The following is a 26,458-nucleotide window of genomic DNA, read 5'->3' on the forward strand; positions in this document are numbered from 1 at the left end:
GGAAACACGCACAGCCGCCACGGCGGGGTGCGCGCGGCGGCCGGGAGAGCGGGACGGGTCAGGGAAGGACGGCGAGGACGTCGATGTGGCGGGGGCGGACGGCGGAGAAGTGGCGGCGGTCGACCGTGTGGACGGCCTTGAGGTTCAGCCGTTCGGCGACGGTGACCACGGAGGCGTCGACCATACCGAGGGGGAAGTCGGCGTACTTCACGACCAGCTCGGCCACACGGGCGTAGTCCTGCCGCGAGAGATCCACGGTGCTGAGTCTGCCGGTTGAGAAGTACTCCAGGAACGCGGCTTCCCGCTTGGGCCCGAGGCGCCGCTCCAGCAGCGCCGCCGTCTCCGCGACCACCGGCGCGGGGACCAGCAGCGGCCCCCGGAGCGAGGACAGGTGCGCCGCGCACCGGACATGGTGGGCGTCGGAACTGTCCATCAGGGCGAATAAGACGCCCGTGTCGAGCAGATGGGGCTGGGTCACCTGAGCTCGTCCGTCCATTCGAGCACCAACTCGTGATGCCGCTCGGCGGTGTCCGAGTGGCCGGAGGCGCCGATGCCGCCCAGTGCCTCCACCAGCCTGCGGCCGGAGTCCGCCCAGGGGTCGGCATCCCCGCCGGGGCCGGAACCGGGCGGGGCATCGACCGCCGACTCGGCCAGTTCCGGATGCGACCGCACCAGCGTCAGCAGGCGCCGGGCCTGTTCCGGCGTGAGGTGGTCGACGAGGTGGTGCAGGCGCGCGTGGTCCGGGTCATCCCCGTGGTCGTGGGCGACGCTCATGTCCTCCAGGCTACGCACCGCGGTCCCCTGTGCCCCGGCTTCCGTCTCCCTTCACCCATTCGGACGGCGCACACTCACTCGACGAACAACCCCCGCCCCGCCGCCGAGGTGTCGAAGGTCTCCAGGCGGGACTGGGCGTCGGGGAGGTGGTCGCACATGGCCTCCAGGAGGACGCGGCCCAGCATCATGGGGGCGCAGGCCGTGTCGAAGACCAGGCCGGTGCCGACCGCCGCCGGGAGGAGGAGGTCGGAGTGCGCGGCCACGGGGGTGAACGTGCTGTCCGCGACCGTCACCACCCGCAGCCCGGCCTCCCGGGCGTACCGCAGCCCCTCGGTGACCTCCCGCGGGTGCCGGGGCAGCGCGAAGCACAGCAGCGCCGTGGCCCCCGCGTACCTGGCCTGGTCCAGCCGGTCGGCCAGCATCGAGCCGCCCTCGTCGAGCAGCCGCACGTCGGGGTGGACCTTGGCCGCGAAGTAGGCGAAGCCGCGGGCCTGGGCGGCGGCGGCGCGCAGGCCGAGGACGGGCAGCGGCCTGCTCCCGGCGAGGATCCGCCCCGCCCTGGTGACCGGCCCGGGGTCGGCCAGGAGCTCGGCCAACTGCCGCAGGTTCTCCATCTCGGCGTGCACGGCCTGCTGGAACTCGTTGCGCGCGGCCTCCCCGGCGTCCTCGGCGGCGGGCGCGGGCTGGGGCACGGCCTCGCGCAGCGCCCGCCGCAGCGCGGGGTAGCCGTCGAAGCCCATGGCGACGGCGAACCTGGTCACCGACGGCTGGCTGACCCCGGCCAGCTCGGCGACCTCCACGCTGGACAGGAACGGGGCCTCGGCGGCCCGCCGCACCAGGCAGTGCGCGATCCGGCGCTGGGTGGGGGTCAGCCGGTGCCCCTCGAACAGCGACAGCAGGCGCGTCGACGGGCTCGCGTCCGCGTTGGTCATGGGCGAGGGTCACCTCCTTGGGTTGCCCGCACTGTATGCCGAGGCGCGGGCACGGCGAACCCGGCGGCCGGGGCGGCGGGGCTCACGGGCGGCAGGGCCCACGGACGGCGGGAACTCACGGGCGGCGGGGGCTCACAGCGGCGGCAGGAGCTTCTTCTGGGGCTTGCCCATGGCGTTGCGCGGCAGGGCGTCCAGGAAGCGCACCACCCGGGGGCGCTTGTGCGCGGACAGGGAGCGGGCGACGAAGTCGATCAGCTCCCGCTCGGTCACCCCGTCCGCCACCACGTACGCCACGACCTGCTGGCCGAGGTCGTCGTGCGGGGCCCCGACGACGGCGGCCTCCCGGACGGCGGGGTGGTGCAGCAGCGCGCTCTCCACCTCGCCCGCCCCGATGCGGTAGCCGCCGCTCTTGATCAGGTCGGTGGAGGCGCGGCCGACGATGCGGTGGACGCCGTCGTCGCCGATGACGGCCATGTCGCCGGTGCGGAACCAGCCGTCGTCGGTGAAGGAGGCGGCGGTGGCGCCGGGGTTGCCCAGGTAGCCGGTGAACAGGGTGGGCCCCTGCACCTGGAGCTCGCCCATCACCCCGTCCTCCTCCGCCCCGGCGGCCTCCTCCACCGCCACCCGGGTGCGCACCCCGGGCAGCGGCAGCCCCACCGTGCCGGGGCGGCGCTCCCCGTCGGCGCGGGCGCTGACGGTGATGAGGGTCTCGGTCATGCCGTACCGCTCCACGGGGAACTGGCCGGCGAGCCCCTCCAGGGCCAGCCCGACGGGCGCGGGCAGGGGGGCGCTGCCGGACACCAGCAGCCGGGCGCCCTTCAGCGCGCGGGCGCACGCCGGGTCGGCGGCGACGCGTCCCCACACCGTCGGCACCCCGAAGTACAGGCTGCCGCCCGCCGCGGCGTACGCCCCGGGGGTGGGGCGGCCGGTGTGCACCAGGCGGCTTCCGGTGCGCAGCGCCCCGAGCACGCCCAGCACCAGGCCGTGGACGTGGAACAGCGGCAGCCCGTGCACCAGGGTGTCCTCGGCGGTCCACGCCCAGGCGTCGGCGAGCGCGTCCAGGTCGGCGGCGATGGCGGAGCGGGGGACGAGCACGCCCTTGGGGGACCCGGTGGTGCCCGAGGTGTACAGCACCAGGGCGGTCGAGTCCGGGGCGGGCTCGGGCGGCGGCGGGGAGCCGCCGTGGGCGTGCGGGTCCACGGGGACGCGCTCGCGCACCGGCGCGTCCGGCCACACCCCGGGGTCGGCGGCCAGCAGCACCGCGGCGCCGGAGTCGCGCAGGATGTGGTCGCGCTCGGCGGGTCCGGAGTCGGGCGGCACGGGGACGACGGGCACCCCGGCGAGCAGCCCGGCGACCACGGCGGTCACCGTCTCCAGTGACGCCGTGGCGTGCACGGCGGCGGCCGGGGCGCCGGAGATGCGGGCGGCGAGCGCCCCGGCGGCGTCCAGCAGGGCGTGGCGGGAGGAGTCGCGGCCGTCGATCCGCAGCGCGTCGGGGCGGTCCGCGGCCGGGAGGGTGGATGCGGTCAGTGCGCCGAGCAGGGTCATCCGGCGACTGTACTGCCCGCCGGTGGCCGGGCGGTGGCGTGGCGCCGCGGGCGGTCCGCCGGGGCCGGGCCGGGGGTGGATCTTCGGGGTCGGCACCGGGTCGGCACCGGGTTTTCCCCGGGGGCGGGGCCGCCCCGGGGATGACGCGGCCGGTCCCGCGCCGCCCTTACGGTGCCGCCATGAGTGCGCGGGACGAGGAACTTGAGCAGGAGCTCGGCGCCACGCTGGAGGCCCGCAGGGAGCTGGGGAGCGCGTACGACTCGGCGCTGGTCGAGTCGTTCCTCGCCAAGCTCGACGCGCGGCTCGACGGCAGGGTCGAGCAGCGGGTGCGGCGGGAGCTCGCCGAGCGGGCCGCGGACGGGGAGCGGCGGCGGCGCGGCGGGCGGGACGGCGGACGGGACGGCGGGCGGGGCGGCGGCGGGGCGCTGCCGTACGTGTCGCTGGTGCTCGCGGTGCCGCTGTCCGCGATCGCCGGGGAGACCGCGGGGCTGGTCGGCGTGGTGGCGGCGTGGCTCGGCATCGTCGGGGTGAACGTGGCGAACACCTGGCCGCCGCACCTGTGGCTGCCGTGGGCGCGGGGGCGGCGGGGCCCGGCGTCCGAGTGGGACGGGTGAGCCGGGCGGGGCGCGGGCCGGGGCCGACGGGCGGGTGGGGGCGCGGGGGCGCACCGAGTGGCGGGGACCGCCGCACCCCGAGCGCCGGAGCGCTCGAGGGCGGGACGACGGCGGTCCCCGCGAGGGACGCGTCTGCCGGGTCAGGGCCGGGCGCGTCCGAGCACCGCGAGGTCCGGGAGCCGCTCCGGTTGTCGCTGGTGCCGCATCTTCGGTGTTGCTGTGGTGCCGTGGTGCCGCTTGTGGTGGCGCCGGGGTGGTGCTCGGTGTTTCCGTCGGCTCCTGCCGACACCCACAACGATGCCCGGCGCGTGTTAACCGGGTGCTGCCACCACGTATCGGTCACGTAGCACTTTCGCCCGCCGCCCCGCACCGGAGTTCACCCGGCGTGCGCCGGGCCCGGGGCGCCCGGGCCCGGCGGCGGCCCGGACCTACGGCCGGTTGGCCAGGTGGGCCAGCAGGTCCTGGCGGGAGACCACGCCGCTCGGCTTGCCCTCCACCAGCACCACCGCGGCGTCCGCCCGCTCCAGCACGGCCACCAGGTCGCCGACCGCCTCGCCGGAGCCGACCTGCGGCAGCGGGTCCGACATGTGCTTGTCCAGGGCATCCTCCAGCGACGCCCGCCCGGTGAACAGGGCGTCCAGCAGGTCGCGCTCCACGATGGACCCGACGACCTCGGCGGCCATCACGTCCGGGTGGCCCGCGCCCGGCTTGACCACGGGCATCTGCGACACGCCGTACTCGCGCAGCACCTCGATGGCCTGCCCGATGGTCTCCTCCGGGTGCATGTGGACGAACGTGGGCAGCCCGCCCTCGCGGTGCGCCAGCACGTCGGCGACGGTGTCCTGCCCGGCCTCCTCCAGGAAGCCGTAGTCCGCCATCCACTCGTCGTTGAAGATCTTGCTCAGGTAGCCGCGGCCGGAGTCCGGCAGCAGCACGACCACCACGTCGTCGGGCCCGAGCCCCTCGGCGGCGCGCAGCGCGGCCACCACCGCCATGCCGCAGGAGCCGCCGACCAGCAGGCCCTCCTCCTTGGCCAGGCGGCGGGTCATCTGGAAGGAGTCCTTGTCGGAGACGGCGATGATCTCGTCGGTGACGCCCCGGTCGTAGGCGGTGGGCCAGAAGTCCTCACCGACGCCCTCCACCAGGTACGGCCGCCCCGAGCCGCCCGAGTACACCGAGCCCTCCGGGTCGGCGCCGACGATCCGCACCCGGCCGCCGGAGACCTCCTTGAGGTAGCGGCCGGTGCCGGAGATGGTGCCGCCGGTGCCGATGCCCGTGACGAAGTGGGTGATCCGCCCCTCGGTCTGCGCCCACAGCTCGGGTCCCGTGGAGTGGTAGTGGGACAGCGGGTTGTCGGGGTTGGAGTACTGGTCGGGCTTCCAGGCGCCGGGGGTCTCGCGGACCAGGCGGTCGGAGACGTTGTAGTAGGAGTCGGGGTGCTCGGGGGCCACGGCGGTGGGGCAGACCACGACCTCGGCGCCGTACGCGCGCAGCACGTTGATCTTGTCGGTGGACACCTTGTCCGGGCAGACGAAGATGCAGCGGTAGCCCTTCTGCTGGGCGACGATCGCCAGGCCCACGCCGGTGTTGCCGGAGGTGGGCTCGACGATGGTGCCGCCGGGCCGCAGCGCGCCGGACTTCTCCGCCGCCTCGATCATCCGCACGGCGATCCGGTCCTTCACCGAGCCGCCCGGGTTGAAGTACTCGACCTTGGCGAGCACGGTGGCGCGCAGCCCCTTGGTGACCCGGTTCAGCCGGACCAGCGGGGTGTTGCCAATGAGGTCGATCATCGAGTCGTGGATCTGCACGACGTCCTCCGGGATCATCCGTTGCCTGACGTACGGCCGCTCGCCCGGCGCCCCCGCGGTCGCGTGGCCGGTCCGGCTGCGCTTGCCTGTCAGGCAGCCTAATGCGCTGGCCGGGGGCGCGGGGCCGCACCGCGGTCCCCGCCCGCGCCCCGGGGGCCGCGGCGCCGTGGGCCGGGGAGGCGGGCGGGGTCCGCGGCGGCCGGGCGGCGGGGCCGGGCGGGGCACACGTCGGTTCGTGGGAATTTCCTGGCCGTTGTCAGCGTGGCATGAGTTGATTGGTAACCAGGAACGGGCACGTTTGGTGGTGACGGGGCCGGGAGGTACCCGGTACCCCGCGCAGGGGGGTGGGCGCTCATGTCTCGGGTACGGGTGGCGCGGCGGATCGCGGCGGCCGCCGCGGTGGGCAGCGGCGGGCTCGGCATCGTCGGCGGACTGGCCTTCGGGGTGCTGTTCGCCGAAGTGAAACTGGCCCGCAAAACAGTGGGCAGCAGCGAGGACGACCCGCCGCACGCGGACGGGCGCTACGGCACCGCGTTCGCCGACGCGCCGCATCCGCCGATCACGCTGGCCTTCCTCGGCGATTCCACGGCGGCGGGCCTGGGGGTGCACCGCGCGGCCGAGACACCGGGCGCGCTGCTCGCCTCGGGGCTCGCCGCCGTCGCCGAGCGGCCGGTGGACCTGGTGAACGTGGCCCTGTCCGGCGCCAGGTCCGACGACCTGCCGCGCCAGGTGACGCTGCTGGAGGAGCGCGGCACCAGGCCGGACATCGCCATGATCATGATCGGTGCCAACGATGTCACCAACCGGGTGCCGCCCGCCGAGTCGGTGCGCAACCTGGTGCTCGCGGTGCGGCGACTGCGGGAGCTGGGCGCCGAGGTCGTCGTGGGCACCTGCCCGGACCTGGGGTCCGTGGCGCCGGTGTACCAGCCGCTGCGCCTGGTGGCCCGGCGGCTGAGCCGCCAGTTGGCGGCGGCGCAGACCATCGCGGTGGTGGAGGAGGGCGGGCGCACGGTCTCGCTGGGCACGCTGCTCGGCCCCGAGTTCGCGGCCGACCCGGAGCGGATGTTCGGCCCCGACCACTACCACCCGTCCGCGGAGGGGTACGCCACCGCCGCGATGGCGCTGCTGCCCTCGCTGTGCGCGGCGCTGGGCCTGTGGCCGGAGGAGCTGCCGGACGCCGGCCGGGGCGACGCGGTGCTGCCGGTGGCGAAGGCCGCGGTGGAGGCGGCGGACCTCAGCGGCGCGGAGGTCGCGGCGACCGAGGTGGGCGGCGAGCAGGGCGGGCGCTGGGCACTGCTGCGGCGGCGGTACAGGCGGCGGCTGCCCGAGGCGGAGGACGCGCGGCAGGCCGCCCCGGAGGCGGTGTAGCCGGGGGCGGGGCGGGCCGCGGCGCGTCGCGGGGATCACCCCGGGACGCGGTTCCCTCGGCACGGCGACGCGGGTACGCTCGCCCTGACCAGAAGTTACCCGCAAGTAAGCCCGCGGGCGGCAGGTCAGGACGCCGCCCGGGGCGGGCCGCCCGACAACAACCCACGGAGTCGCCATGCCGGAAGCAGTGATCGTCGCAACGGCCCGCTCCCCCATCGGACGGGCGTTCAAGGGCTCGCTCAAGGAGCTGCGCCCGGACGACCTGACGGCCACGATCGTGCGCGCCGCGCTGGAGAAGGTGCCCCAGCTCGACCCGAAGGACATCGACGACCTGATGCTCGGCTGCGGCCTGCCGGGCGGCGAGCAGGGCTACAACATGGCCCGCGTGGTGGCCACCCTGCTCGGCTTCGACCACCTGCCGGGCTGCACGGTCACCCGCTACTGCTCGTCCTCCCTCCAGACCACCCGGATGGCGCTGCACGCGATCCGGGCCGGCGAGGGGGACGTGTTCGTCTCCGCCGGGGTGGAGATGGTCTCCCGGTTCGCCAAGGGCAGCTCCGACGGCCTGCCGGACACCAAGAACCCGGTGTTCGGCGAGGCCGAGCGGCGCACCGAGGCGTTCGCCGCGGGCGGCAGGACCTGGCACGACCCGCGCGAGGACGGGGCGGTGCCGGACATCTACATCGCCATGGGCCAGACCGCGGAGAACCTCGCGCAGCTCAAGGGCGTCACCCGGCAGGAGCAGGACGAGTTCGGGGTGCGCTCGCAGAACCTGTGCGAGAAGGCGCTCCAGGACGGCTTCTGGGCGCGTGAGATCACCCCGGTGACGCTGCCGGACGGCACCGTGGTCGCCACGGACGACGGCCCCAGGGCGGGCGTCACGATGGAGGGCGTGTCCGCGCTGAAGCCGGCCTTCCGCCCGGACGGCACGGTCACCGCGGGGAACTGCTGCCCGCTCAACGACGGCGCCGCCGCCGTGGTGATCATGAGTGATGTGAAGGCCAGGGAGCTGGGCATCACCCCGCTGGCCAGGATCGTGTCCACCGGCGTCAGCGGGCTGTCCCCGGAGATCATGGGGTACGGGCCGGTCGAGGCGTCCCGCCAGGCGCTGGCGCGGGCCGGGATGACCATCGGCGACATCGACCTGGTGGAGATCAACGAGGCGTTCGCCGCGCAGGTCATCCCTTCCTACCGGGACCTGGGCGTGGACCTGGACCGGCTGAACGTCAACGGCGGCGCGATCGCCGTCGGCCACCCGTACGGCATGACCGGCGCCCGGATCACCACCACGCTGATCAACTCCCTCCAGTGGCACGACAAGCAGTTCGGCCTGGAGACGATGTGCGTCGGCGGCGGCCAGGGCATGGCCATGGTGATCGAGCGCCTGAGCTGACGGCGCCCGCCCCGGCGGGAGGGCCGCCGGGGCGGCCACGCAGCGCGTCCGGCCGGACGCGGGGCGCTGCGAGTCCGAATCGTTCCCGAACCGATGCTCCCGCGTCCCCCGGCCGCCGAGGCGCCCGGGGCGGGGGTGTCGGCGCACGTCAGCGGCGCGGAGCGGGGGTGGCGCCCGGTCACAAACTCATGACATTCGTGACCCAGGGCACTGTGTTCGCCCATCCGCGTCGGGCAGGGTGGTGAGGACGAATCGTTCCGCGTTCAACCTGGAGCCTCCCGTGAACGCTGTGTATCCGGTACTGCTGCTCATCGCCGCACCGACCGCCACGGTGCTCGGCGCCACCGTGCTGGTCGCCGTACGCGGTCTGCGGCGGGAGGTCGCCACGCTGCGCGAGCAGGTCGGCGTCGTGCCCGACCCGGCGGCCGAGCGCGCCCGGATACGGGAGGCCGTCAGCGAGGCGCTGGCCGAGGAGCGGGAGCGGGAGCTCGCCGAGGCGCGGGCGTACTGGGCGGCGCGGGAGGCCGCCGACGGCGAGCAGGCCGCCTTCCCCGAGGGCGCCCTCGCCGACCTGCTGCCCGACGGCTCCGCCGAGGAGGCGTTCGCCGCGAGCGAGCTGCCCGCCGACTTCCGCGCCGAGTTCGAGCGGCAGTTCGGGGACGCGCTGCGCGAGGCGATCGAGGAGCTGACCGTCGAGGAGGCCACCGCGGTGGTGCGGGACCTGGACGACGCCGAGGAGGCCGGTGCCACCGTCCCCGACCCGCGCCGCCACCCCTCGCACCCCGACTTCCGGCCCGGCCCCACCGTGGCCGACCGCGAGCGCACCCTGGCGGGCCTGGAGGCGCTGGCCGCCTCCGGCACCCCGCTGTCCGATGTGCGCCCCGGGCCGCTGGGCACGCTGGACGTGTACGTCTTCGCGGACACCACCACGGTCTGCGTGACCCCCGGCGACCGGGCGGCCACCGGGCGGCTGGCCGAGGCGCTGCGCGGCGGCGAGACGGCCCTGCTGATGGGCGGCTGCGAGGTCGGCGGCGGGTACACCCTCACCTTCGGCGTGGGGCAGGAACGTGTGTTCGTCCTGGCCGACCGCGTGGTGACGTCGCTCTAGCCGAGGCCCCGCCGGACGCCGGCCCGGCGCTTCCCCGGCGCCTCCCCCGGGCGTCCGGAAGCCCGCGGGGAGCGCCCGGCCCTCGGGCCGCGCCCCGGGCTACGCCACGAGCCCGCGGGTCTCCTCCACCCGCCGCAGCGCCGCGTCGAGCGTCTCGCGTGCCCGCCGGCCGCCCGCGCGCACGGCCAGCGCCAGGTCGTGCCCGGTCACCGCGATCTGGTCGCCGACGGCGAACGGGCCGGCGAACGGCAGGGCGCGGGGCGCGGCGCCGGGCTCCTCCAGGCGCTGGGCCGCCTCGGCGAGCCACGAGGCCAGGGCGAACCCCGCCGCGGCACGGCTGTCGTGGCCGGGGACGGCGGCGAGCAGCCTGCTCTGGGGCAGGGAGCGGAAGCGGTCCGCGAGCCGGTCCACGGCGTCGAGGAAGGCGGCGGGATCATGCATGGCAGGAGCGTAACCGCGCCCAAGCGGGGTACCCCTCCCGCACCAGTCCCCTGAAGGACCCTGGCCGGTCACGGAGAGCGACACCGGTGGGCAGGAAGCCACCGGAACGACACTTTCTACAAGAAAGGGGTACACGGGGGCGTTGCCATTCGAGCCCGGCTCAGGCACAGTCAGGTAACGGAACGCTAACCGGAGGCGCTTATGTCCCAGATCTTCTCCGAAGAGACCCACCGGAACATGCTCTCCCGCATCCCCCGCGTCACCGGCCGTGAAGTCGGCGAGTGGATCACCGCCGTCGACGAGGGCCCCGCCCTGAGCCGCTTCGAGGACAAGGTCAACTGGCTCCGCACGGAGCACGGCCTCCCCTTCGGCCACGCCAAGGCCATCGTCCACGAGTACGACCTGAGGCGGGCCGCCCGCAAGCTCCAGATGTAGCGCCCCGCGCGCGCCGCCCGCGGCAGCCGCGGGCCAGGACACATCCCCCCTTCGACACACACCAGTCATCCGCCCGGACACACACGAAGGACCTCGACCACACAACGCCGACGGCCCGTCCCGCGGAGCGCGGGACGGGCCGTCCGGCTGCCGCGGCGGGACGAGCCGCCGCGAGGGCCGCTAGTCGCGCAGGATGGACAGCAGGCGCAGCAGCTCCAGGTAGATCCACACCAGGGACAGGGTGAGGCCGAAGGCGCCCAGCCACGCCTCCTTCTGCGGGGCGCCGTACCGCACGCCCTGCTCGATCTCGTGGAAGTCCAGCGAGAGGAAGAAGGCGCCGAGCAGGACGCCGACGACGCCGACGACGACGCCGAGCGCACCGGTGCGCAGGCCCATGCCGTCGCCGCCGCCGATGGCCGCGGCCAGCAGGTTCACCAGGATCAGGACCAGGAAGCCGATGGCGATGCCGATGCCGACGCGGGTGTACCGCGGGGTGACCCGGACGGCGCCCACCTTGTAGGCGACCAGCATGCCGCCGAAGACCGCCATGGTGCCGATCACCGCCTGGCTGACCACGCCGTCGTGCCAGTCGTTGTAGGCGTGGCTGATCACACCGAGGAACACGCCCTCGAGGGCGGCGTAGGTGAGGATGAGCGCCGGGTTGGTGCTGCGGCGGATGGCGACGACGAAGCCGATCACCATCGCGATCAGCGCGGCGCCGAAGGCCAGGCCGACGGCCTCCTCGGGCACCGCGAACCAGCCCACGAGCGCGCCCAGCACCACCGTGCCGAGCGTCATGGCGGTGCGCATGACGACGTCGTCGATGGTCATCCGGCCGGTCTGGAGGGGGCCGGCGGGCGGGGCCTGGTAGATGCGGTACAGGTCGTCGGACGTGAGGTCGCCCTGCGGCTGCGGCGCCGGGTTGGGGTTGCCACCCGCATACGGGTTACCGCTCGCGTAGGGGTTGCCCGTCGCGTACGGGTTGCCGGCCTGCGGCCCGCCGAAGCCCGCATAGCTGTTGTCGCGGCTGAATCCCCGCCGCGAGAACATCGGGTTGCTGCTCCTCATTTCACTCCTCCATAGGCCACGCGGTGCAGCCGTTGCCTCCAGAGTAATGGCCTGGCAAAAAGAAGGCCCTACTCCTCGGGCAGGATCTTCGTCCGCGCCGGACGTCCGCGCGGCGCGTGCCGCACGGGGTACCCGAGCGAGAGCCCGCCTTGAGCAACGCTCGAGCACCTGTCGAATGAACCCCGCGCGCACCCCGTCTCTTCCCGCGCGCGTCCACCGCGAACATCCCCGGCGCACCTCTCGCGCCCCGGTCCGCTCCCGCGGCTCCCCGCCCGCGCCCCGCCGCTCACCCGCCCGTGGGCGAGCGCGGCCCCGGGCGCGGCCCCGCGCCCGGGCGCCGGCGGCCGGCGCGGCGCGCGGCCATACGCCAGGAGACAACTCCGGCAAAAGGGAGAAAAGAACGATGATCCCTGGTCACCCGGGGGCCGAACGGGACGCGGCCGGGCGCCTCCGGCCGCGTCCTGCACACCACCATCTGGGGGCGGTACCAGGTGCCCGGAGCGGGACTTGAACCCGCACGGCCTCTTGGCCAAGGAGGTTTAAGCTCCTCGTGTCTGCATTCCACCATCCGGGCGGGAAGGTCCGCGTGACCTGGTCGGGAGGCCGTCCCAGAGACACCACGAGACTAGCCGTTCCCAACCTCCCGTCAGCACACTGTCCGCGCCAGGTTGTCTTATTTCATTGACAACTGACGACACGTCAAGCTTTCCGCCCCGCTCCGGTGCCCCCGCTTACAGGACGCACGCTCCGCCGTGCGGATGGCCGGCCGCATCCCTCCCTGTTGGTAATTGACGCAAACTCGCCGTCACCAAACGCTCACGCAGCCGTTTCGAGCCGCGCCCCGCTCCGGCGGGTATCGCGTCTCGGGGTCGCCGTCATACCTGGGGATGACCGGGAAGAAGACCCGTACGACGCGAGAGTGGGCCCAAAACCGCAGTACGGGCTGACTCCGTCGGCGCGCGCCGCCGACACGATGGAAGCGTCGAACCGGCCAACGCCTTCCAGCACGAGGAGTGCTCCGTGACCACCTCCGCCACCACCGACCACGCCGCCCGCCCGACGGACCCGGGGGCCGTGGCGGCCAGCGCGACCGAGCTGAGCAAGATCTACGGCGAGGGCGAGACCCGAGTGGTCGCCCTCGACGCGGTGTCCGTGGACTTCCGCAGGGCGGAGTTCACCGCGATCATGGGCCCGTCCGGGTCCGGCAAGTCCACGCTCATGCACTGCATGGCGGGCCTGGACACGGTCACCTCGGGCTCGGCGCGCATAGGCGACGTGGAGCTGACCACGCTGAAGGACAAGCAGCTCACCCGGCTGCGGCGGGACAAGGTCGGCTTCGTCTTCCAGGCGTTCAACCTGCTGCCGACGCTCACCGCGGTGGAGAACATCACGCTGCCCATGGACATCGCCGGCCGCAAGCCGGACCCGCAGTGGCTGAAGCTGGTCATCGACACCGTCGGCCTCTCCGGGCGGCTGTCCCACCGGCCCAACCAACTCTCCGGCGGCCAGCAGCAGCGCGTGGCCGCGGCCCGCGCCCTCGCCTCCAAGCCGGAGATCATCTTCGCGGACGAGCCCACCGGCAACCTCGACTCCCGCTCCGGGGCGGAGATCCTCGGCTTCCTGCGCAACTCGGTGCGGGAGCTCGGCCAGACCATCGTCATGGTCACCCACGACCCGGTGGCCGCCTCCTACGCCGACCGCGTCGTCTGGCTCGCCGACGGCCGCATCGTGGACGAGCTGCTGCGCCCCACCGCCGAGGACGTGCTGGAGCGCATGAAGCGGTTCGACGCCAAGGGCCGCACGAGCTGACGCCGCGCCCGCCGCGCGCCCCTTCACCCCGCCCTCGCCGCACCTCACTCCCAGGACTGCGTTCCCATGCTCCGTACCGCCCTGCGCAACGTGCTCGCGCACAAGGCCAGGCTGATGATGACCGTGCTCGCGGTCCTCCTCGGCGTCTCCTTCGTCTCCGGCACGCTGGTGTTCACCGACACCGTCGGCGACGCCTTCAAGAACAGCTCCAAGAAGAGCTTCGCCCACACCTCGGTGGTCGTCCGCTCCGACGAGGCCGCCCCGTTCGACGACGGCGGCGGCCCCGACGAGGCGCCGGCCGAGCACGCCTGGCTTGACCAGGGGCTGCTGGAGGAGGTCGCGGCGCTGCCCGGCACCGCCCGGGCGACCGGCACCGTCTCGGGGTCGGCGTTCATCGCCGACAAGGACGGCGACCTGCTCGGCGACGGCTGGAGCAACCTCGGCGGCAACTACTCGGGGAAGCGGGACGTCCGCTACCCGCTCACCGCGGGACGCGCCCCGGCCGCCGCGGACGAGGTGGTGCTGGACAAGAAGACCGCCGACCGCGCCGGGTTCGAGGTCGGCGACACGGTGCGCCTTTCGGTGGACGGGCCGGTGCTGGAGCAGAAGCTCGTCGGCGTCTTCACCACCGACGACGGCAACGTCGCCGCGGGCGGCACCCTGGCGCTGTTCGACACCCGCACCGCGCAGAAGCTGTTCACCGCCCCCGGGCAGTACGACGAGATCCTGCTGAAGGCCGCGCCCGGCACCTCCGAGGAGAAGCTGAAGGCCGAGGTGGCGCCGCTGCTGCCGAAGGGCACCGAGGCGGAGACCGGCACCGCGCTCGCGGACGAGCAGGCCGACTTCATCGCCGACCAGACCAAGAACCTCAGCACGGTGCTGCTCGGCTTCGCCGGGATCGCGCTGTTCGTCGGCGTGTTCATCATCGCCAACACCTTCACCATGATCGTCGCCCAGCGCACCCGTGAGCTGGCGCTGCTGCGCGCGGTCGGCGCGACCCGGCGGCAGGTGACCCGCTCGGTGCTGGCGGAGTCGTTCGTGGTGGGCGCGGTCGCCTCCGCGCTCGGGTTCGCGCTCGGGCTGCTGGTCGCCGTCGGCATGGAGGCGGCGATGGGCGCCGTCGGCGGCACCGTCCCCGAGAGCTCCCTGGTCATCGCCCCGCGCACGGTCGTGGTGGCCATGCTCGTGGGTGTGGCGGTGACGATGCTCGCCGCGTGGCTGCCCGCCCGCCGCGCCGCGAAGATCCCGCCCGTCGCCGCGATGGGCAGCGCGGACGCCGCCCCCACCGCGCGGGGCCTGCTGGTGCGCAACACCATCGGCGCGGCCGTCACCGCCCTGGGGCTGGCCGTGCTCGCCGTGGGCGTCAGCGGCAAGACCTACCCCGTGCTCGGCCTGGGCGCCGGTGTCACCCTGACCGGCGTCATCGTGCTCACCCCGCTGCTGTCCCGCCCCGCGATCGCCCTGGCCGGCCCGGTGCTGCGCTGGTTCGGGGTCTCCGGGAAGCTGGCCCGGCAGAACGCGGTGCGCAACCCGCGCCGCACCGCCGCCACCGCCGCCGCGCTGATGATCGGGCTGACCCTGATCTCCGGCCTGACGGTGATCGCCAACTCGATGCGGGACGGCATCGACAAGATGGCCGGGGACTCGCTGAAGGCGGACTACACCATCAGCATGGCCGGGTACCGGCCGCTCTCCCCCGACGTGGCGCGGACCCTGGAGCGCGACCCGCAGGTGACCGCGGTCAGCCCGCTGCGCAGGGCCGACGTGGAGGTGGACGGCCGCGCCGAGACCGCCACCGGGGTCAACCCGGCCGCCATCGGGGACCTGCTGCGCCTGGACTTCACCAGCGGCTCCCTGAAGGGCCTGGAGGGCGACGGCGTGATCGTGGACGACGACCTGGCCCGGGACCGCGGCTGGAAGGTCGGCGACACCCTTCCGGTGACCTACGACAGCGACGGCGCCAAGGCCTCGTACACGGTCGCCGGCGTCTACCGGGGCAACGACATGATCTACGGGATCATGGCGCCCACCACCGCCGTGGACCCGCACCTGCGGGACGTGCTGGACAGCCAGGTCATGATCAACACCAGGGGCGGCGAGTCGGACCGGGCCGAGGAGGCGGTGCAGCGGGCGCTGGGCGACAACCCCGCGGTGAAGGTGCAGACCGTCCGGGAGGTCTCGGACGAGTACGGCTCGATGATCACCCAGATGCTGACCATGCTCTACGGGCTGCTCGCCATGGCGGTGATCATCGCGGTGGTCGGCGTCGTCAACACCCTGGCCATGTCGGTGTTCGAGCGGTCCCGGGAGATCGGGATGCTGCGGGCGGTGGGCCTGGACCGGGGCGGGATCAAGCGGATGGTGCGGCTGGAGTCCGTGGTGATCTCCCTGTTCGGCGCCGGGCTCGGCATCGGGCTCGGGGTGTTCTTCGCCTGGACCCTCAGCCGGCTGATCCGGCCGGAGTTCAGCACCTACTCGATGACGCTGCCCTGGGGCACACTCGCGGGCTTCGCGGCGCTGGCGGCGGTGGTGGGGGTGCTGGCCGCGCTCTGGCCCGCGCGGCGGGCGGCACGGTTGAACGTGCTGGCGGCGATCAAGTCGGACTGAGGTGTGGGGGCGCCCTCACACGGCCCGGGGGGGGCGGGGCTGCCCCCGCCCCCCCCGGGCCGCGCCCCCGCACACGCGAAAGGCGACGGGCACCCGCCCCACGGATGGCGGGTGCCCGTCGCCTTCTTCTGCTGTGCGGACCGGGAGGCCGTCAGCCGGCCCGGGCCGTGTCCTTCTCCTCGACCCGCCGCTCCTGCGGGGCGGCCGGGGCGGAGGCGGGCCTGGACGCGGCGCTCACCGGGGCCGCCGCCTCGTAGAACTCGCCGCGGGGGTTCTCGATCGCGCCGAGGGAGACGACCTCGCGCTTGAGCACGGCCGTGAGCGCCCAGTCGGCGAAGACCCGGATCTTGCGGTTGAACGTCGGCATCGCCATGCCGTGGTAGCCGCGGTGGAAGTACCAGGCGAGCCGCCCGCGGAACTTGAACTTCCCGAACAGCAGCGCCACGCCCTTGTGCAGACCCAGGCCGGCGACCGCGCCGAGGTTCTTGTGGCGGTACTCCTGCTGCGGGAAGCCGCGCATCCCGGAGATCACGTTGTCCGCGAGCACCTTGGCCTGCCGCAGCGCGTGCTGCGCGTTCGGCGGGCACCAGGCGTTCTCGTTGCCGGCCTCGCGCGCGGCCAGGTCCGGCACCTGCGCGTTGTCGCCCGCGGCCCAGATGTAGTCGGTGCCCGTCACCTGGAGGGTCGGCCGGCAGTCCACGTGGCCGCGCGGGCCCAGCGGCAGGCCGAAGCGGGACAGCGCCGGGTTCGGCTTGACGCCCGCGGTCCACACGATGGTGGAGGCGTCCACCTCGAGCCCGTTCTTGAGCACCACGTGCTTGTCGACGCAGGACTCCATGGAGGTCTCCAGGTAGACCTCGATGCCGCGCTCCTGGAGGTGCTTCAGACCCCACGCGCCGAGTTCGGGACCGACCTCGGGCAGGATCCGGTTGGCGGCCTCCACCAGGATGAAGCGCATGTCCTCGCGCTTGACGTTCCGGTAGTACTTGGTGGCGTAGCGGGCCATGTCCTCGACCTCGCCGATGGTCTCCGCACCGGCGAAGCCGCCGCCGACGAAGACGAAGGTCAGCGCCTTGCGGCGGACCTCCTCATCGGTGGTGGAGTCGGCCTTGTCGAGCTGCTCCAAGACGTGGTTGCGCAGGCCGATCGCCTCCTCCACGCCCTTCATCCCGATGCCGTTCTCGGCGAGGCCCGGGATGGGGAAGGTGCGGGAGACCGCACCCAGGGCGATGACGAGGTAGTCGAACGGAAGCTCGTAGGAGTCGCCGACGAGGGGGGAGACCACGGCGACCTTGCGGTCCTGGTCGATCGAGGTGACGTGGCCGGTCAGCACCTCGGCCTTGGGCAGCACGCGGCGCAGGGGTACGACCACGTGCCGCGGCGAGATGCTGCCCGCGGCGGCTTCGGGCAGGAAGGGCTGGTACGTCATGTACGACCGCGGGTCGACGACCGTCACGGTCGCCTCGTCATAGCGCATCTTCTTCAGGATGCGCTGCGCCGCGTACAAGCCGACGTACCCGCCTCCGACGATGAGGATCCGGGGACGCTCCGTGGTGCTCATATCGAAAAGTATCCAGCACCAGTTGGGGGGGAGCTCGTGAGGCCAGTCACAAGCTCCTGGACACCCTCTGCTACACTGCGCGCCCCCGTGAACCCCCCGCTCCCCCGGGAGGCCCCGATCCCCCGGCTGAGCAGCAACGATCGGGGGTGGACGGGAAGTTCCCGGCACGGCGAACGGGTTTGTCGATGAGGCGCGAGCGGGCCGTTCCGGGCCCGTGCCCGGGGCTGGACGACCCCGGAGGGGTGTTCTTGGCGGCACAGGGCCGCGATCCCATGTGAAGAAATTCACGAAGTTCGCGGCGACACGGTTCCACCGGGTGCCGGACAGGCTCCTTCCAGGGTGTTTCCCAAGGGCACGTGGGGGTGCGGCAGGGCCGGGGGAGGCGGCGGGCGGCCCGCGGGGCGGGGACGGACCCGCCCCGCCGCCTCGCCCCGGAGGGGCCCGCCCGCATGCCCGAGCCGGTCAGGCGGACGCGGACGGGGACGCCGCGGACCGCAGGACGTCGATCAGGCCCGTGGTGTCCTCGTGGCCGCGGCCCTCGTCGACCAGGCGCTTCATGAGGGCGAAGAACGGCGCGACCAGTTCGGGGCTCACGCCCTGCTCCTCGGCCGTGCGCAGCAGGGTGCCGGTGCTCGCGACCTGCATGGCCAGGTTGGACTGCACGTCCTGGTCGTAGACGCCGCTCTCCAGTTGCTCGCCCTCCCGGTGGACGTAGGAGGCCATGGCGGTCAGCCAGTTGCCGAGCAGCGGGGCGAACCCGGTCGGCTTGATGCCCTCCTCCTTCCTGATCAGCGCGAACGCGTAGGTGACCCCGGCGAACATCCCGTACATGGCACTGAGCAGCGCCACGTCGTGCAGAGCGGCGAAGCCGGGGTCGTCGCCGACCCAGTGGACGCCGAGCGGCGCGGCGAGGGTCTCCCGGTGGGCCTCGAAGGCGGCCGGGTCACCGCTGTAGAAGACGTACCCCCCGGCCTCGGGGACGCCGACCATCGGCGGCACGGCCATGATCCCGCCGTCCAGGTAGCGGGCCCCGCGCGAGGCGGCCCACTCGGCGCGGGCGCGGGCGTCGCCGGGGCTGCCGGTGGTGATGTTCACCAGGTCCTTCCCGGTCAGGTCGGCGCCCTCCAGGGTCTCGCCGACGGAGGCGTCGTCGAGCAGGCAGACCACCACCAGGCGGTTCGCGGCCACCGCCTCGGCGGCGCTCGCGGCCACCACGGCACCCTCGGCGGCGAGCGCCTCGGCGCGGGAGCGGGTGCGGTTCCACACGGTCACGGGGTGCCCGGCGGCGAGCCAGGCACGGGCGAGCGCGGTGCCCATGGCACCGAGCCCGAGGAGGGTCAGGGGGGCGGGGGAGGTCGTCTCAGGAGTGTTCTCAGCCATGCGGACTAGGCTGGTGGGAGCACCATTCATGATCAAGTACGCACTTCGAAGTGCGCACTCACCCACGGGTGAGCGAGCAGGTGGGAGGGGTGCGGCCATGGCGGTCGTGCGCAGGCCCGGGGCGTACCACTGCGGCATCGACGCCGCGATGGACGTCATCGGCGGCAAGTGGAAGGTGCTGATCCTGTGGGAGCTGAACACGCGCCCGTGCCGGTTCGGCGAGCTGCGCAGGGCGCTGCCCGGCATCACGGAGAAGGTGCTGGCCTCGCACCTGCGGGAGCTGGAGGCGGACGGCATCGTGCACCGCGAGGTGTACGACGAGGTGCCACCCCGCGTCGAGTACTCGCTGACCCCGGCCGGGGTGTCGCTGAACGAGGCGCTGGGCCCGCTGGGCCTGTGGGGGAGCAGGCACGTCCTGGGCCGCGTGGAGAGCGGGCAGGCGGCGGCCGGGGGCCACTGAGGGGCGGCGCGCCCGCCGCCCTCCCGGGGATGCGCGTCAGCCGTCCTGCGGGCGCTCGGCGACGCTGTAGGCGATCCCGTCCAGGATGTCGTGCTCGCTGACGACGACCTCGGCCGCGCCGGTGCGCTCCATCACCGCGAGCAGCACCAGCGCCCCGGCGCCGATCACGTCCACCCGGCCCGGGTGCATCACGGGGATCGCCGCGCGCTCCTCGTGGGTGGAGGCGAGCAGCCGCGCGGTCACCTCGCGGACCTGCTCCAGGGAGACGCGGGAGTGGTGGATGGCCGCCGAGTCGTACGCCGGGAGGCCGAGCGCCATCCCGGCGACGGTGGTGACGGAGCCGGCGAGGCCGACCAGGGTGCGGGCCTCGGCGAGCGGCACCGTGCGCTCCGCCTCGTCGAGCGCCGCCGCCACGTCGGCCCGTATGGCGTCCACCAGCTCCGGGGCCGGCGGGTCGGCCGGCACGCCGTCGCGCATCAGGTGGCGCTCGGTCATCCGCACGCAGCCGACGTCCACCGACCGGGCGGCCCGCACCCGGTCGTCGCCGACCACGAACTCGGTGGAGCCCCCGCCGATGTCCACCACGAGGAACGGCCGCTCGAACCTGGGCGCGCCGCCCCGGCGCTCCAGCGCGGCCAGCTCCCGGGTGGCGCCGGTGAAGGAGTACTCCGCCTCCTGGTCGCCGGTGATCACCTCGGGCTCGACGCCGAGGATGTCCACGACGCCGTCCACGAACTCCTGGCGGTTCTCCGCGTCCCGGGAGGCGCTGGTGGCCACGAAGCGCACCCTGGACGCGCCGAGGTCCCCGATCACCTGGGCGTACTCGCGGCAGGCGGCGAACGTGCGGTCCAGCGCCTCCGGCGCGAGCCGCCCCGTGCGGTCCACGCCCTGCCCGAGGCGGACGATCGTCATCCGCCGGTCCAGCTCCTTCAGCTCGCCCGTCGCCGGGTCCAGGTCGGCGACCAGCAGCCGGATGGAGTTGGTGCCGCAGTCCACGGCGGCCACACGGATCATCGGGTCTCCTCGCCCTCGTCGCCATCACCCTCGTCACCGGGGCCCCGCCCGGCCCCGGGGCCCGCGCAGGGGCCCTTGCGCCACCACTCGGGCAGCATCGCCAGCGCCTCGTCGCCCAGCGGGTTGACGCCGGGGCCCGCCGCGAGGGCGTGGCCCACCAGGACGTGCAGGCACTTGACCCGGTCCGGCATGCCGCCCGCGCTCGGGAAGCCCTTCAGCACCTCGACGGCGTCGCGCCTGGCCAGGTAGTCCTCATGGGCGCGGCGGTAGGCGGCGGCCAGGTCCTCGTTCTCGGCCAGCCGCTCGTTCATCTCCTTCATCACGCCCTCGGACTCCAGCGTCCCGATGGCCGACGCCGCCCGCGGGCAGGTCAAGTAGTACAGCGTGGGGAACGGCGTGCCGTCCTCCAGGCGCGGCGCGGTCTCCACCACGTCGGGCAGCCCGCACGGGCAGCGGTGGGCGACGGCGCGCAGACCGCGGGGGGTGCGGCCGAGCTGCTCGGCGACGGCGGCGCGGTCGGCGTCGGAGGGGGGCGTGGGTGCGGTGTTCATCGGGGACGTTTCTCGGGCCTGTCTGCTGGGACTGGGAGTGGGACGGGGCTGGGACTGGGACTGGGACTCGGGTCGGGACGGGGCGGGGGTCGGAGCACGGCGCTCAGCGGCCGGCCGCCGGGGTGCCGCCGTCCGCGCGGGAGGCGGTGCCGTCCGCGCGGTCCACGCCGAGCCACAGGTTCTCGTACCACGGGCGACCGCCGTCGGGCCGGGCCGAGGACGGCTCGGCGTCGCCGGAGCCGCCCGGGGTGACCAGGGTGAACCCGGTCTCCCCCGGCATCACGTAGTGCAGGTGCTCGCGCGCCTGCGCCCTGACGTACGCCGGGTCCTGCCAGCGGGCCTTCTCGCGGCGCAACTGCTCGACGCGCTCGCGGGCCCGCCTGGTCTCGTCCCGCTGCTCGGCGATCTCCGCCCGCTGGGCGATGTACTGGCGGGTGGGGTACGCCAGCGCCACCACCAGGGTGCACAGCACGAACGCCAGCACGGCGGCCCGCCCGGTGAAGCGGCTGCGCCGCTGCGGTGCGGGGCGCCGCCCCGAGGCCCGGTAGACGCGGGCCTGCGCCTGCCTGCCGAGTGCCATCAACCGGGCACTGGTCGTCGAGAACCGGTCGGCCGTGCCGCGGTTCCGGCTCGCAACCACGTCTGCTCTCCTTCGGCCGGGGTGGTGTCGTGTGGCCGGGGCGATGTCTGGCCGGAGTGATCTGCCCCATGGGAACACGGGGCGACCGGGATGTCACGGATTCCGCGCCCCGACCGGCCCGCGGGCCGCGGGCGGGGCCGCTCCGGCCCACCCCGGCAGGGCGGGGCCCGCCGGTATCCCGGGGTCCCGCTCGCCGTGTCAACCGCCGCTCGGGCGGCGGGTGGGAGGACGGGCGGGAGAAGAGGGCGGACGGAAGGGCGGATGGGGCTCGCGGGGAGCGGAGGCCGGGGCTCCCGCTCCGGCGCGTGACCCCGGAGCCGGGCTCCCGCCCGTCGCAACACCCGCCGCCGGGGCGGCGAGTGGGGCGACGGACGGGAGGGTGGGGCGGCGGGAGGAAGGGCGGTGGGGTCAGCCGACCTTGAAGCGGGGGAACGCGGAGCGGCCCGCGTACACCGCGGCGTCGTCCAGGATCTCCTCGATGCGCAGCAACTGGTTGTACTTGGCGACGCGCTCGGAGCGGGCCGGGGCGCCGGTCTTGATCTGGCCGCAGTTGGTGGCGACGGCCAGGTCGGCGATGGTGACGTCCTCGGTCTCGCCGGAGCGGTGCGACATCATGCACTTGAAGCCGCTGCGCTGGGCCAGCTCGACGGCGTCCAGGGTCTCGGTGAGCGAGCCGATCTGGTTCACCTTCACCAGCAGGGCGTTGGCGGCGCCGCTCTCGATGCCCCTGGCGAGGCGCTCCGGGTTGGTGACGAACAGGTCGTCACCGACGAGCTGGACCTTGTCGCCGAGCTGCTCGGTGATGGTCCTCCAGCCGTCCCAGTCCTCCTCGTTCAGCGGGTCCTCGATGGACACCAGCGGGTACGCCTCGACCAGCTCGGCGTAGTACGCGGTCATCTCGGCGGCGGAGCGGGACTTGCCCTCGAAGGTGTACACGCCGTTGTCGTGGAACTCGGTGGCGGCGACGTCGAGCGCGAGCGCCACGTCCTGGCCCGGGGTGTAGCCGGCCCGCTGGATGGCCTCGATGATCAGGTCGAGGGCCTCGCGGTTGCTGTCCAGGTTCGGGGCGAAGCCGCCCTCGTCGCCGAGGCCGGTGGACAGGCCGCGCTCCTTCAGCACGCCCTTGAGGGTGTGGTAGACCTCGGTGCCCCAGCGGACGGCCTCGGAGAACGACTCGGCGCCGATCGGCGCGATCATGAACTCCTGGATGTCCACGTTGGAGTCGGCGTGGGAGCCGCCGTTGAGGATGTTCATCATCGGCACCGGCAGCAGGTGCGCGTTGGGGCCGCCCAGGTAGCGGAACAGCGGCAGGTCCGACGCCTCGGAGGCGGCGTGGGCCACGGCGAGGGAGACGCCCAGGATGGCGTTCGCGCCCAGGCTGGACTTGTCCGGGGTGGCGTCCAGGTCGAGCATCGCCTGGTCGATCAGCCGCTGCTCGGTGGCGTCGTAGCCGACGAGCTCGGGGCCGATCTGCTCGATCACGGCGAGGACGGCCTTCTCGACCCCCTTGCCGCCGTAGCGGGACTTGTCCCCGTCCCTGAGCTCCAGGGCCTCGAAGGCGCCGGTGGACGCGCCGGAGGGAACCGCGGCCCGGCCGGTGCTGCCGTCATCGAGGCCGACCTCGACCTCGACGGTGGGGTTCCCTCGGGAGTCGAGGATCTCCCGGGCTACGACGACGTCGATGGAGGGCACGAGCATCTCCTTAGGGATGGATGTGAGCCTTGCAGCCTGAGCCTAACCGCCCGCCCGCCGCGCCACCGTCCGCCCCGTGGGTGGGGCGGTGGACGGAAGGTGAACGGCGAGGGGCGGAGGGTGACCCTCCGTGCGCGGACAGCGGCCTCCGCGGCCCTCGGCGTGGGGAGCGGGCCGGCCCCCCGGGGGCGGACGCCCGGACAGGCAAAGCCCCGGCCGGGCCGCCCGATGGGGAGGAGGCGGCCCGGCCGGGATGACAGGGGCTGGTCAGCCGAGCTTGAGCTCCTGGCCGGGCAGGATCAGGTCGGGGTCCTCGCCGACGGTGTCCTTGTTCGCGTCGTAGAGCTCCTGCCAGTTGCCGAGGCCCTGGTCCTCGGCGATGGCGGTGAGGTTGTCGCCCTTCTCCACGGTGTACTCCGCCGCGGCGGCGGACTCCTCGGCGGCGGGGGCGGTGTCCTCGGCGGGCCGCGCCGGGTCGGGCGCGCGGTGCTTGCCGGTGCCGCGGGAGGCGCGCTCGCCGGGCAGCTCGTCCTCGCCCTCGGGGGCGACGGGGGCGGCGTGCCGGGGCGTGCGGGTGGGCGCGGTCCCGGCGTCCTCGGTGGCGACGGTGCCCCGGGTGTGGTCCTCCACGTCCGCGGACGGCCGTTCGGACGCGGTCCGCCGGGGCTCCTCCGCGTCCGCGGACTCCCCTGCGGCCGGGGTGGTCCGCGACGGCGTGGCCGTGTCCTTGGGGCCCTCGGTCTGCTCCGCGGGCGCCGAGGTGTCCTGCCGGGGGGCGTCCCGCTCCTCCTCCGGGGCCGGGGCGGTCTCCTCCGCGGAGGGCGCGTCGGGCGCGGCGGCCCCGCCGAGGCCGGCCTCGACCGCGCAGGTGGCCCACGCCTGCGGGCCCTGGTCGGCGAGGATGCGCTCCGCGACGGCGATCTGCTCCAGCCTGCTGGCCAGGTCGGCGCGGGGCGCGTAGTCCTTGCCGCCGTACGCCGCCCAGGTCTCCTCGCTGATCTGGAGGCCGCCGTAGTAGCCGTTGCCGGTGTCGATGCCCCAACTGCCGCCGCTCTCGCATGTCGCGACCTTGTCCCAGGTGTCGCCGGACGCGGCCTGGGCGCCGGTGGCGCCCATCAGCGGGAGGGCGACCCCCGCTCCGGTGACCCCCGCGGCGACGACGAACTTCGGTGTCGGACGCGGTTTGCGGTGGCGTCCGTTGCCGGACAGCAGCATGAGCGTGTCCCTCTCCGACGCCTGCGAGGTGAGCTGTCGGGTTCGGGCCGTGAGGCTGGCCCGGCCGCCCTCGTTCCGGCGGCTTCACCCCAAGCCGGGACCGCCGGTCCCGGCGCTTACGGTGGTTCCCCCGCTCCCGCCGTCGGTTCCCATTGGAGCCAACGTCCCGCCGGCCGGCGGCGGGATTCGGCGCTCCGGCGGCGGGGCCCCTGGCGGGGCCGACCCGACGTTATGGGGTCGGGCGATCAGATCACAAGCAGGTGTATCAATTATCACGTCAGTATCACCGGTGATCAACGGGCGACTACTCGGCGTCCCCGCCGAACCCTGCGGCGGGGGGTGGGTGGGGGTGTCCTCCGGAGGCCAGGGGGCTCCGCCCCCTGGACCCCCGCCGAGGGCTCCGCCCCCGGACCCCGGTTCGGGGAGTGGGAAGGGCGGGCCCTCCGGGGACCAACGGGCTCCGCCCTTGGACCCCACCGGGGGCTCTGCCCCCGGACCCCGGTTCGGGGAGTGGGGTGGGTGGATCCTCGGGAGGCACAGGGCTTCGCCCTTGGCCCCTCACCGGGGGCTCCGCCCCGGACCCGGTTCGGGGAGTGGGGTGGGTGGGTCCTCGGAAGGCACAGGGCTTCGCCTCTTCGCCCCGACCGGGGGCTGCGCTCCCGGGGCCCGGTTCCGGGAGTACGGAAGGGCGGTCCTCCGGGGGGCCAAGGGCTCCGTCCCCGGTCCCCGTCCGGGGCCGCCGCCCCGGGCTCCGCCGGGGCTCCGCCGCTAACCCCGGGGTCGGCTCTCCGGGGTGAAGTTCACCGGGAGGGTTCGCAGGCCGCGCATGATGAGGCCGCCTCGCCAGCGGAGGTCGGGGGGATCGGCGGCGAGGGTGAGGTCGGGGAGGCGGCGCAGGAGGGTGGAGAGGGCGGTTCGGCCCTCCAGGCGGGCCAGGGGGGCGCCGATGCAGTAGTGGATGCCGTGGCCGAAGCCCAGGTGCGGGTTGTTGGCGCGGGCGAGGTCGAGGGTGTCGGGGTCGGGGAAGCGCCGCGGGTCTCGGTCGGCGGCGGCGAGGACGACGAGCACGGGGTCGCCGACGGCGATGTCCACCCCGCCCAGGGTGAGCGGCTGGGTGGCGAACCGCCAGGTGGCGATCTCCACGGGCCCGTCGTAGCGCAGCAGCTCCTCCACGGCGGTGGCGAGCAGCCCGGTCTCGCCGCGGGCCAGGGAGGTCTGGAGGCGGGCGCGCTCGTCGGGGTGGCGCAGCAGCGCGTACACGCCGTTGCCCATGAGGTTCACGGTGGTCTCGAAGCCCGCGAACAGCAGGATGAAGGCCATGGCCGCGGCCTCGTTCTCGGTGAGGTGCTCGCCGTGGTCGCTCGCCCGGATCAGGCCGGAGATCAGGTCGTCGCCGAGGTCGGCCCGCTTGCGGTGGATGAGCTCCGCCAGATAGGCCCGCATCCGCTTCACCGAGCGGGCGACGCCGCCCCTGGAGCCGCCCTTGTGCAGCATCATCCCGGCCCAGTCCCGGAAGTCGTCCTGGTCCTCGGGCGGGACGCCGAGCATGTCGCAGATGGCGTGGATCGGGAGCGGGAAGGCGAACTCGTGGATGAGGTCGGCGCTGCCCCGCTCGGCGAAGCCGTCGATGAGGCGGTCGGTGAGCCGCTGGACCCGCGGGGCGAACTCGGCGACCCGGCGCGGGGTGAACGCCTTGGCGACCAGGCGGCGCAGCCGGGTGTGGTCGGGCGGGTCGATGTTGAGCAGGTGGGAGACGAGGTCGGCGTCGCGCTCGCCGGGGATGCCGACCTTGCCCTTGGTGTGGGCGCCGCGGGCGCCGTGGTGGACGGGGTTCTTCGACAGGCGGTCGTCGGCCAGCGCCTGCCTGGCGTCGGCGTAGCGGGTGACCAGCCACGCCTCGACGCCGCTCGGCAGGGTGGTGCGGTGGACCGGGGCGTGCTCGCGCAGCCAGGCGTAGGCGGGGTAGGGGTCGGCGGCGAACTCCCAGGAGAACAGGGCGGGCGCGGCGGCGGTCCGGTCGTGCATGACTCGACGGTAACG

Annotated in this window: 23 protein-coding genes, 1 tRNA gene and 1 riboswitch; of the genes, 8 read left to right on the forward strand and 16 right to left on the reverse strand. The window is 74.2% G+C overall.

The genetic code is table 11. The features are described 5' to 3' along the window. Positions 1 to 58: 58 nt before the first annotated feature. From ACYVO2_RS16480 to ACYVO2_RS16495, 4 genes are all read right to left on the reverse strand, one after another. Positions 59 to 496, reverse strand: coding sequence for a type II toxin-antitoxin system VapC family toxin (locus ACYVO2_RS16480; RefSeq protein ID WP_461008567.1), 438 nt, complete (start codon positions 494 to 496; stop codon positions 59 to 61). Further along, positions 475 to 774, reverse strand: a complete 300-nt coding sequence (locus ACYVO2_RS16485; protein ID WP_461008568.1) for a hypothetical protein — start codon at positions 772 to 774, stop codon at positions 475 to 477. Before ACYVO2_RS16485 ends, ACYVO2_RS16480 begins: the two co-directional genes overlap by 22 nt. A gap of 74 nt (positions 775 to 848) precedes the next feature. Further along, positions 849 to 1,706, reverse strand: a complete 858-nt coding sequence (locus tag ACYVO2_RS16490) for a MurR/RpiR family transcriptional regulator (RefSeq protein WP_461008569.1) — start codon at positions 1,704 to 1,706, stop codon at positions 849 to 851. A 132-nt stretch (positions 1,707 to 1,838) separates the two neighbouring features. Beyond that, positions 1,839 to 3,254, reverse strand: a complete 1,416-nt coding sequence (locus ACYVO2_RS16495) for an AMP-binding protein (protein WP_461008570.1) — start codon at positions 3,252 to 3,254, stop codon at positions 1,839 to 1,841. A 179-nt stretch (positions 3,255 to 3,433) separates the two neighbouring features. Here ACYVO2_RS16495 and ACYVO2_RS16500 point away from each other — a divergent pair, with 179 nt between their 5' ends. Further along, positions 3,434 to 3,868 (forward strand): hypothetical protein, encoded by a 435-nt coding sequence (locus ACYVO2_RS16500; RefSeq protein WP_461008571.1) that lies wholly within the window; start codon positions 3,434 to 3,436, stop codon positions 3,866 to 3,868. Between the two features lie 428 nt (positions 3,869 to 4,296). Here ACYVO2_RS16500 and ACYVO2_RS16505 read toward each other — a convergent pair whose 3' ends face one another. Next, entirely contained in the window at positions 4,297 to 5,676 is a 1,380-nt protein-coding gene (locus ACYVO2_RS16505) for a cystathionine beta-synthase (RefSeq protein WP_461008663.1), read from the reverse strand. A 354-nt stretch (positions 5,677 to 6,030) separates the two neighbouring features. Between ACYVO2_RS16505 and ACYVO2_RS16510 the strand changes: the two genes are divergently transcribed. The 3 genes from ACYVO2_RS16510 (at position 6,031) to ACYVO2_RS16520 (ending at position 9,545) form a co-directional block, all read left to right on the forward strand. Beyond that, positions 6,031 to 7,044, forward strand: a complete 1,014-nt coding sequence (locus ACYVO2_RS16510; RefSeq protein ID WP_461008572.1) for an SGNH/GDSL hydrolase family protein — start codon at positions 6,031 to 6,033, stop codon at positions 7,042 to 7,044. 175 nt (positions 7,045 to 7,219) lie between these two features. Next, entirely contained in the window at positions 7,220 to 8,437 is a 1,218-nt protein-coding gene (locus ACYVO2_RS16515; protein ID WP_461008573.1) for an acetyl-CoA C-acetyltransferase, read from the forward strand. A gap of 280 nt (positions 8,438 to 8,717) precedes the next feature. After that, a complete protein-coding gene (locus tag ACYVO2_RS16520; protein WP_461008574.1) occupies positions 8,718 to 9,545 on the forward strand; it encodes a hypothetical protein in 828 nt (275 codons plus the stop codon). Between the two features lie 99 nt (positions 9,546 to 9,644). On the opposite strand, the gene ACYVO2_RS16525 is transcribed toward ACYVO2_RS16520, so the two are convergent. Beyond that, complete coding sequence (locus tag ACYVO2_RS16525) at positions 9,645 to 9,986, reverse strand: hypothetical protein (protein WP_461008575.1); 342 nt, start codon at positions 9,984 to 9,986, stop codon at positions 9,645 to 9,647. Between the two features lie 201 nt (positions 9,987 to 10,187). Here ACYVO2_RS16525 and ACYVO2_RS16530 point away from each other — a divergent pair, with 201 nt between their 5' ends. Then, positions 10,188 to 10,421 (forward strand): DUF4287 domain-containing protein, encoded by a 234-nt coding sequence (locus ACYVO2_RS16530; RefSeq protein WP_461008576.1) that lies wholly within the window; start codon positions 10,188 to 10,190, stop codon positions 10,419 to 10,421. A gap of 180 nt (positions 10,422 to 10,601) precedes the next feature. On the opposite strand, the gene ACYVO2_RS16535 is transcribed toward ACYVO2_RS16530, so the two are convergent. Further along, entirely contained in the window at positions 10,602 to 11,489 is an 888-nt protein-coding gene (locus tag ACYVO2_RS16535; protein WP_461008577.1) for a Bax inhibitor-1/YccA family protein, read from the reverse strand. Positions 11,490 to 11,981: 492 nt separating this feature from the next. Beyond that, a tRNA-Leu gene (locus ACYVO2_RS16540) sits at positions 11,982 to 12,063 on the reverse strand. A gap of 446 nt (positions 12,064 to 12,509) precedes the next feature. On the opposite strand from ACYVO2_RS16540, the gene ACYVO2_RS16545 reads away from it, so the two are divergent. Next, the gene (locus ACYVO2_RS16545) at positions 12,510 to 13,298 is read left to right on the forward strand and encodes an ABC transporter ATP-binding protein (protein WP_461008578.1); all 789 of its coding nucleotides are present in this window, start codon (positions 12,510 to 12,512) and stop codon (positions 13,296 to 13,298) included. 66 nt (positions 13,299 to 13,364) lie between these two features. Next, positions 13,365 to 15,905 (forward strand): ABC transporter permease, encoded by a 2,541-nt coding sequence (locus ACYVO2_RS16550; RefSeq protein WP_461008579.1) that lies wholly within the window; start codon positions 13,365 to 13,367, stop codon positions 15,903 to 15,905. A 151-nt stretch (positions 15,906 to 16,056) separates the two neighbouring features. Here ACYVO2_RS16550 and ACYVO2_RS16555 read toward each other — a convergent pair whose 3' ends face one another. Both ACYVO2_RS16555 and ACYVO2_RS16560 read right to left on the reverse strand, forming a co-directional pair. Further along, a complete protein-coding gene (locus ACYVO2_RS16555) occupies positions 16,057 to 17,466 on the reverse strand; it encodes an NAD(P)/FAD-dependent oxidoreductase (protein WP_461008580.1) in 1,410 nt (469 codons plus the stop codon). Between the two features lie 462 nt (positions 17,467 to 17,928). Next, positions 17,929 to 18,846: an NAD(P)-dependent oxidoreductase gene (locus ACYVO2_RS16560; RefSeq protein ID WP_461008581.1), complete on the reverse strand. Its 918-nt coding sequence runs from the start codon at positions 18,844 to 18,846 to the stop codon at positions 17,929 to 17,931. A 97-nt stretch (positions 18,847 to 18,943) separates the two neighbouring features. On the opposite strand from ACYVO2_RS16560, the gene ACYVO2_RS16565 reads away from it, so the two are divergent. Next, complete coding sequence (locus ACYVO2_RS16565; protein WP_461008582.1) at positions 18,944 to 19,306, forward strand: winged helix-turn-helix transcriptional regulator; 363 nt, start codon at positions 18,944 to 18,946, stop codon at positions 19,304 to 19,306. Between the two features lie 36 nt (positions 19,307 to 19,342). Here the strand turns inward: ACYVO2_RS16565 and ACYVO2_RS16570 are convergent, their stop codons facing one another. From ACYVO2_RS16570 to ACYVO2_RS16595, 6 genes are all read right to left on the reverse strand, one after another. Then, positions 19,343 to 20,320, reverse strand: a complete 978-nt coding sequence (locus ACYVO2_RS16570) for a Ppx/GppA phosphatase family protein (protein WP_461008583.1) — start codon at positions 20,318 to 20,320, stop codon at positions 19,343 to 19,345. Continuing rightward, positions 20,317 to 20,871 (reverse strand): DUF501 domain-containing protein, encoded by a 555-nt coding sequence (locus ACYVO2_RS16575; RefSeq protein WP_461008584.1) that lies wholly within the window; start codon positions 20,869 to 20,871, stop codon positions 20,317 to 20,319. Before ACYVO2_RS16575 ends, ACYVO2_RS16570 begins: the two co-directional genes overlap by 4 nt. Before the next feature lie 103 nt (positions 20,872 to 20,974). Further along, the gene (locus ACYVO2_RS16580) at positions 20,975 to 21,451 is read right to left on the reverse strand and encodes an FtsB family cell division protein (protein WP_461008664.1); all 477 of its coding nucleotides are present in this window, start codon (positions 21,449 to 21,451) and stop codon (positions 20,975 to 20,977) included. Between the two features lie 468 nt (positions 21,452 to 21,919). Next, entirely contained in the window at positions 21,920 to 23,203 is a 1,284-nt protein-coding gene (gene eno / locus ACYVO2_RS16585; RefSeq protein ID WP_461008585.1) for a phosphopyruvate hydratase, read from the reverse strand. 267 nt (positions 23,204 to 23,470) lie between these two features. Further along, on the reverse strand, positions 23,471 to 24,418 hold the full coding sequence (locus ACYVO2_RS16590; protein WP_461008586.1) for a transglycosylase family protein: 948 nt from the start codon (positions 24,416 to 24,418) through the stop codon (positions 23,471 to 23,473). 3 nt (positions 24,419 to 24,421) lie between these two features. After that, a riboswitch (cyclic di-AMP (ydaO/yuaA leader) is annotated at positions 24,422 to 24,576 on the reverse strand. Between the two features lie 610 nt (positions 24,577 to 25,186). Next, a complete protein-coding gene (locus ACYVO2_RS16595; RefSeq protein ID WP_461008587.1) occupies positions 25,187 to 26,443 on the reverse strand; it encodes a cytochrome P450 family protein in 1,257 nt (418 codons plus the stop codon). Positions 26,444 to 26,458: the final 15 nt, after the last annotated feature.

The organism is Streptomyces capparidis (genome assembly GCF_054782095.1).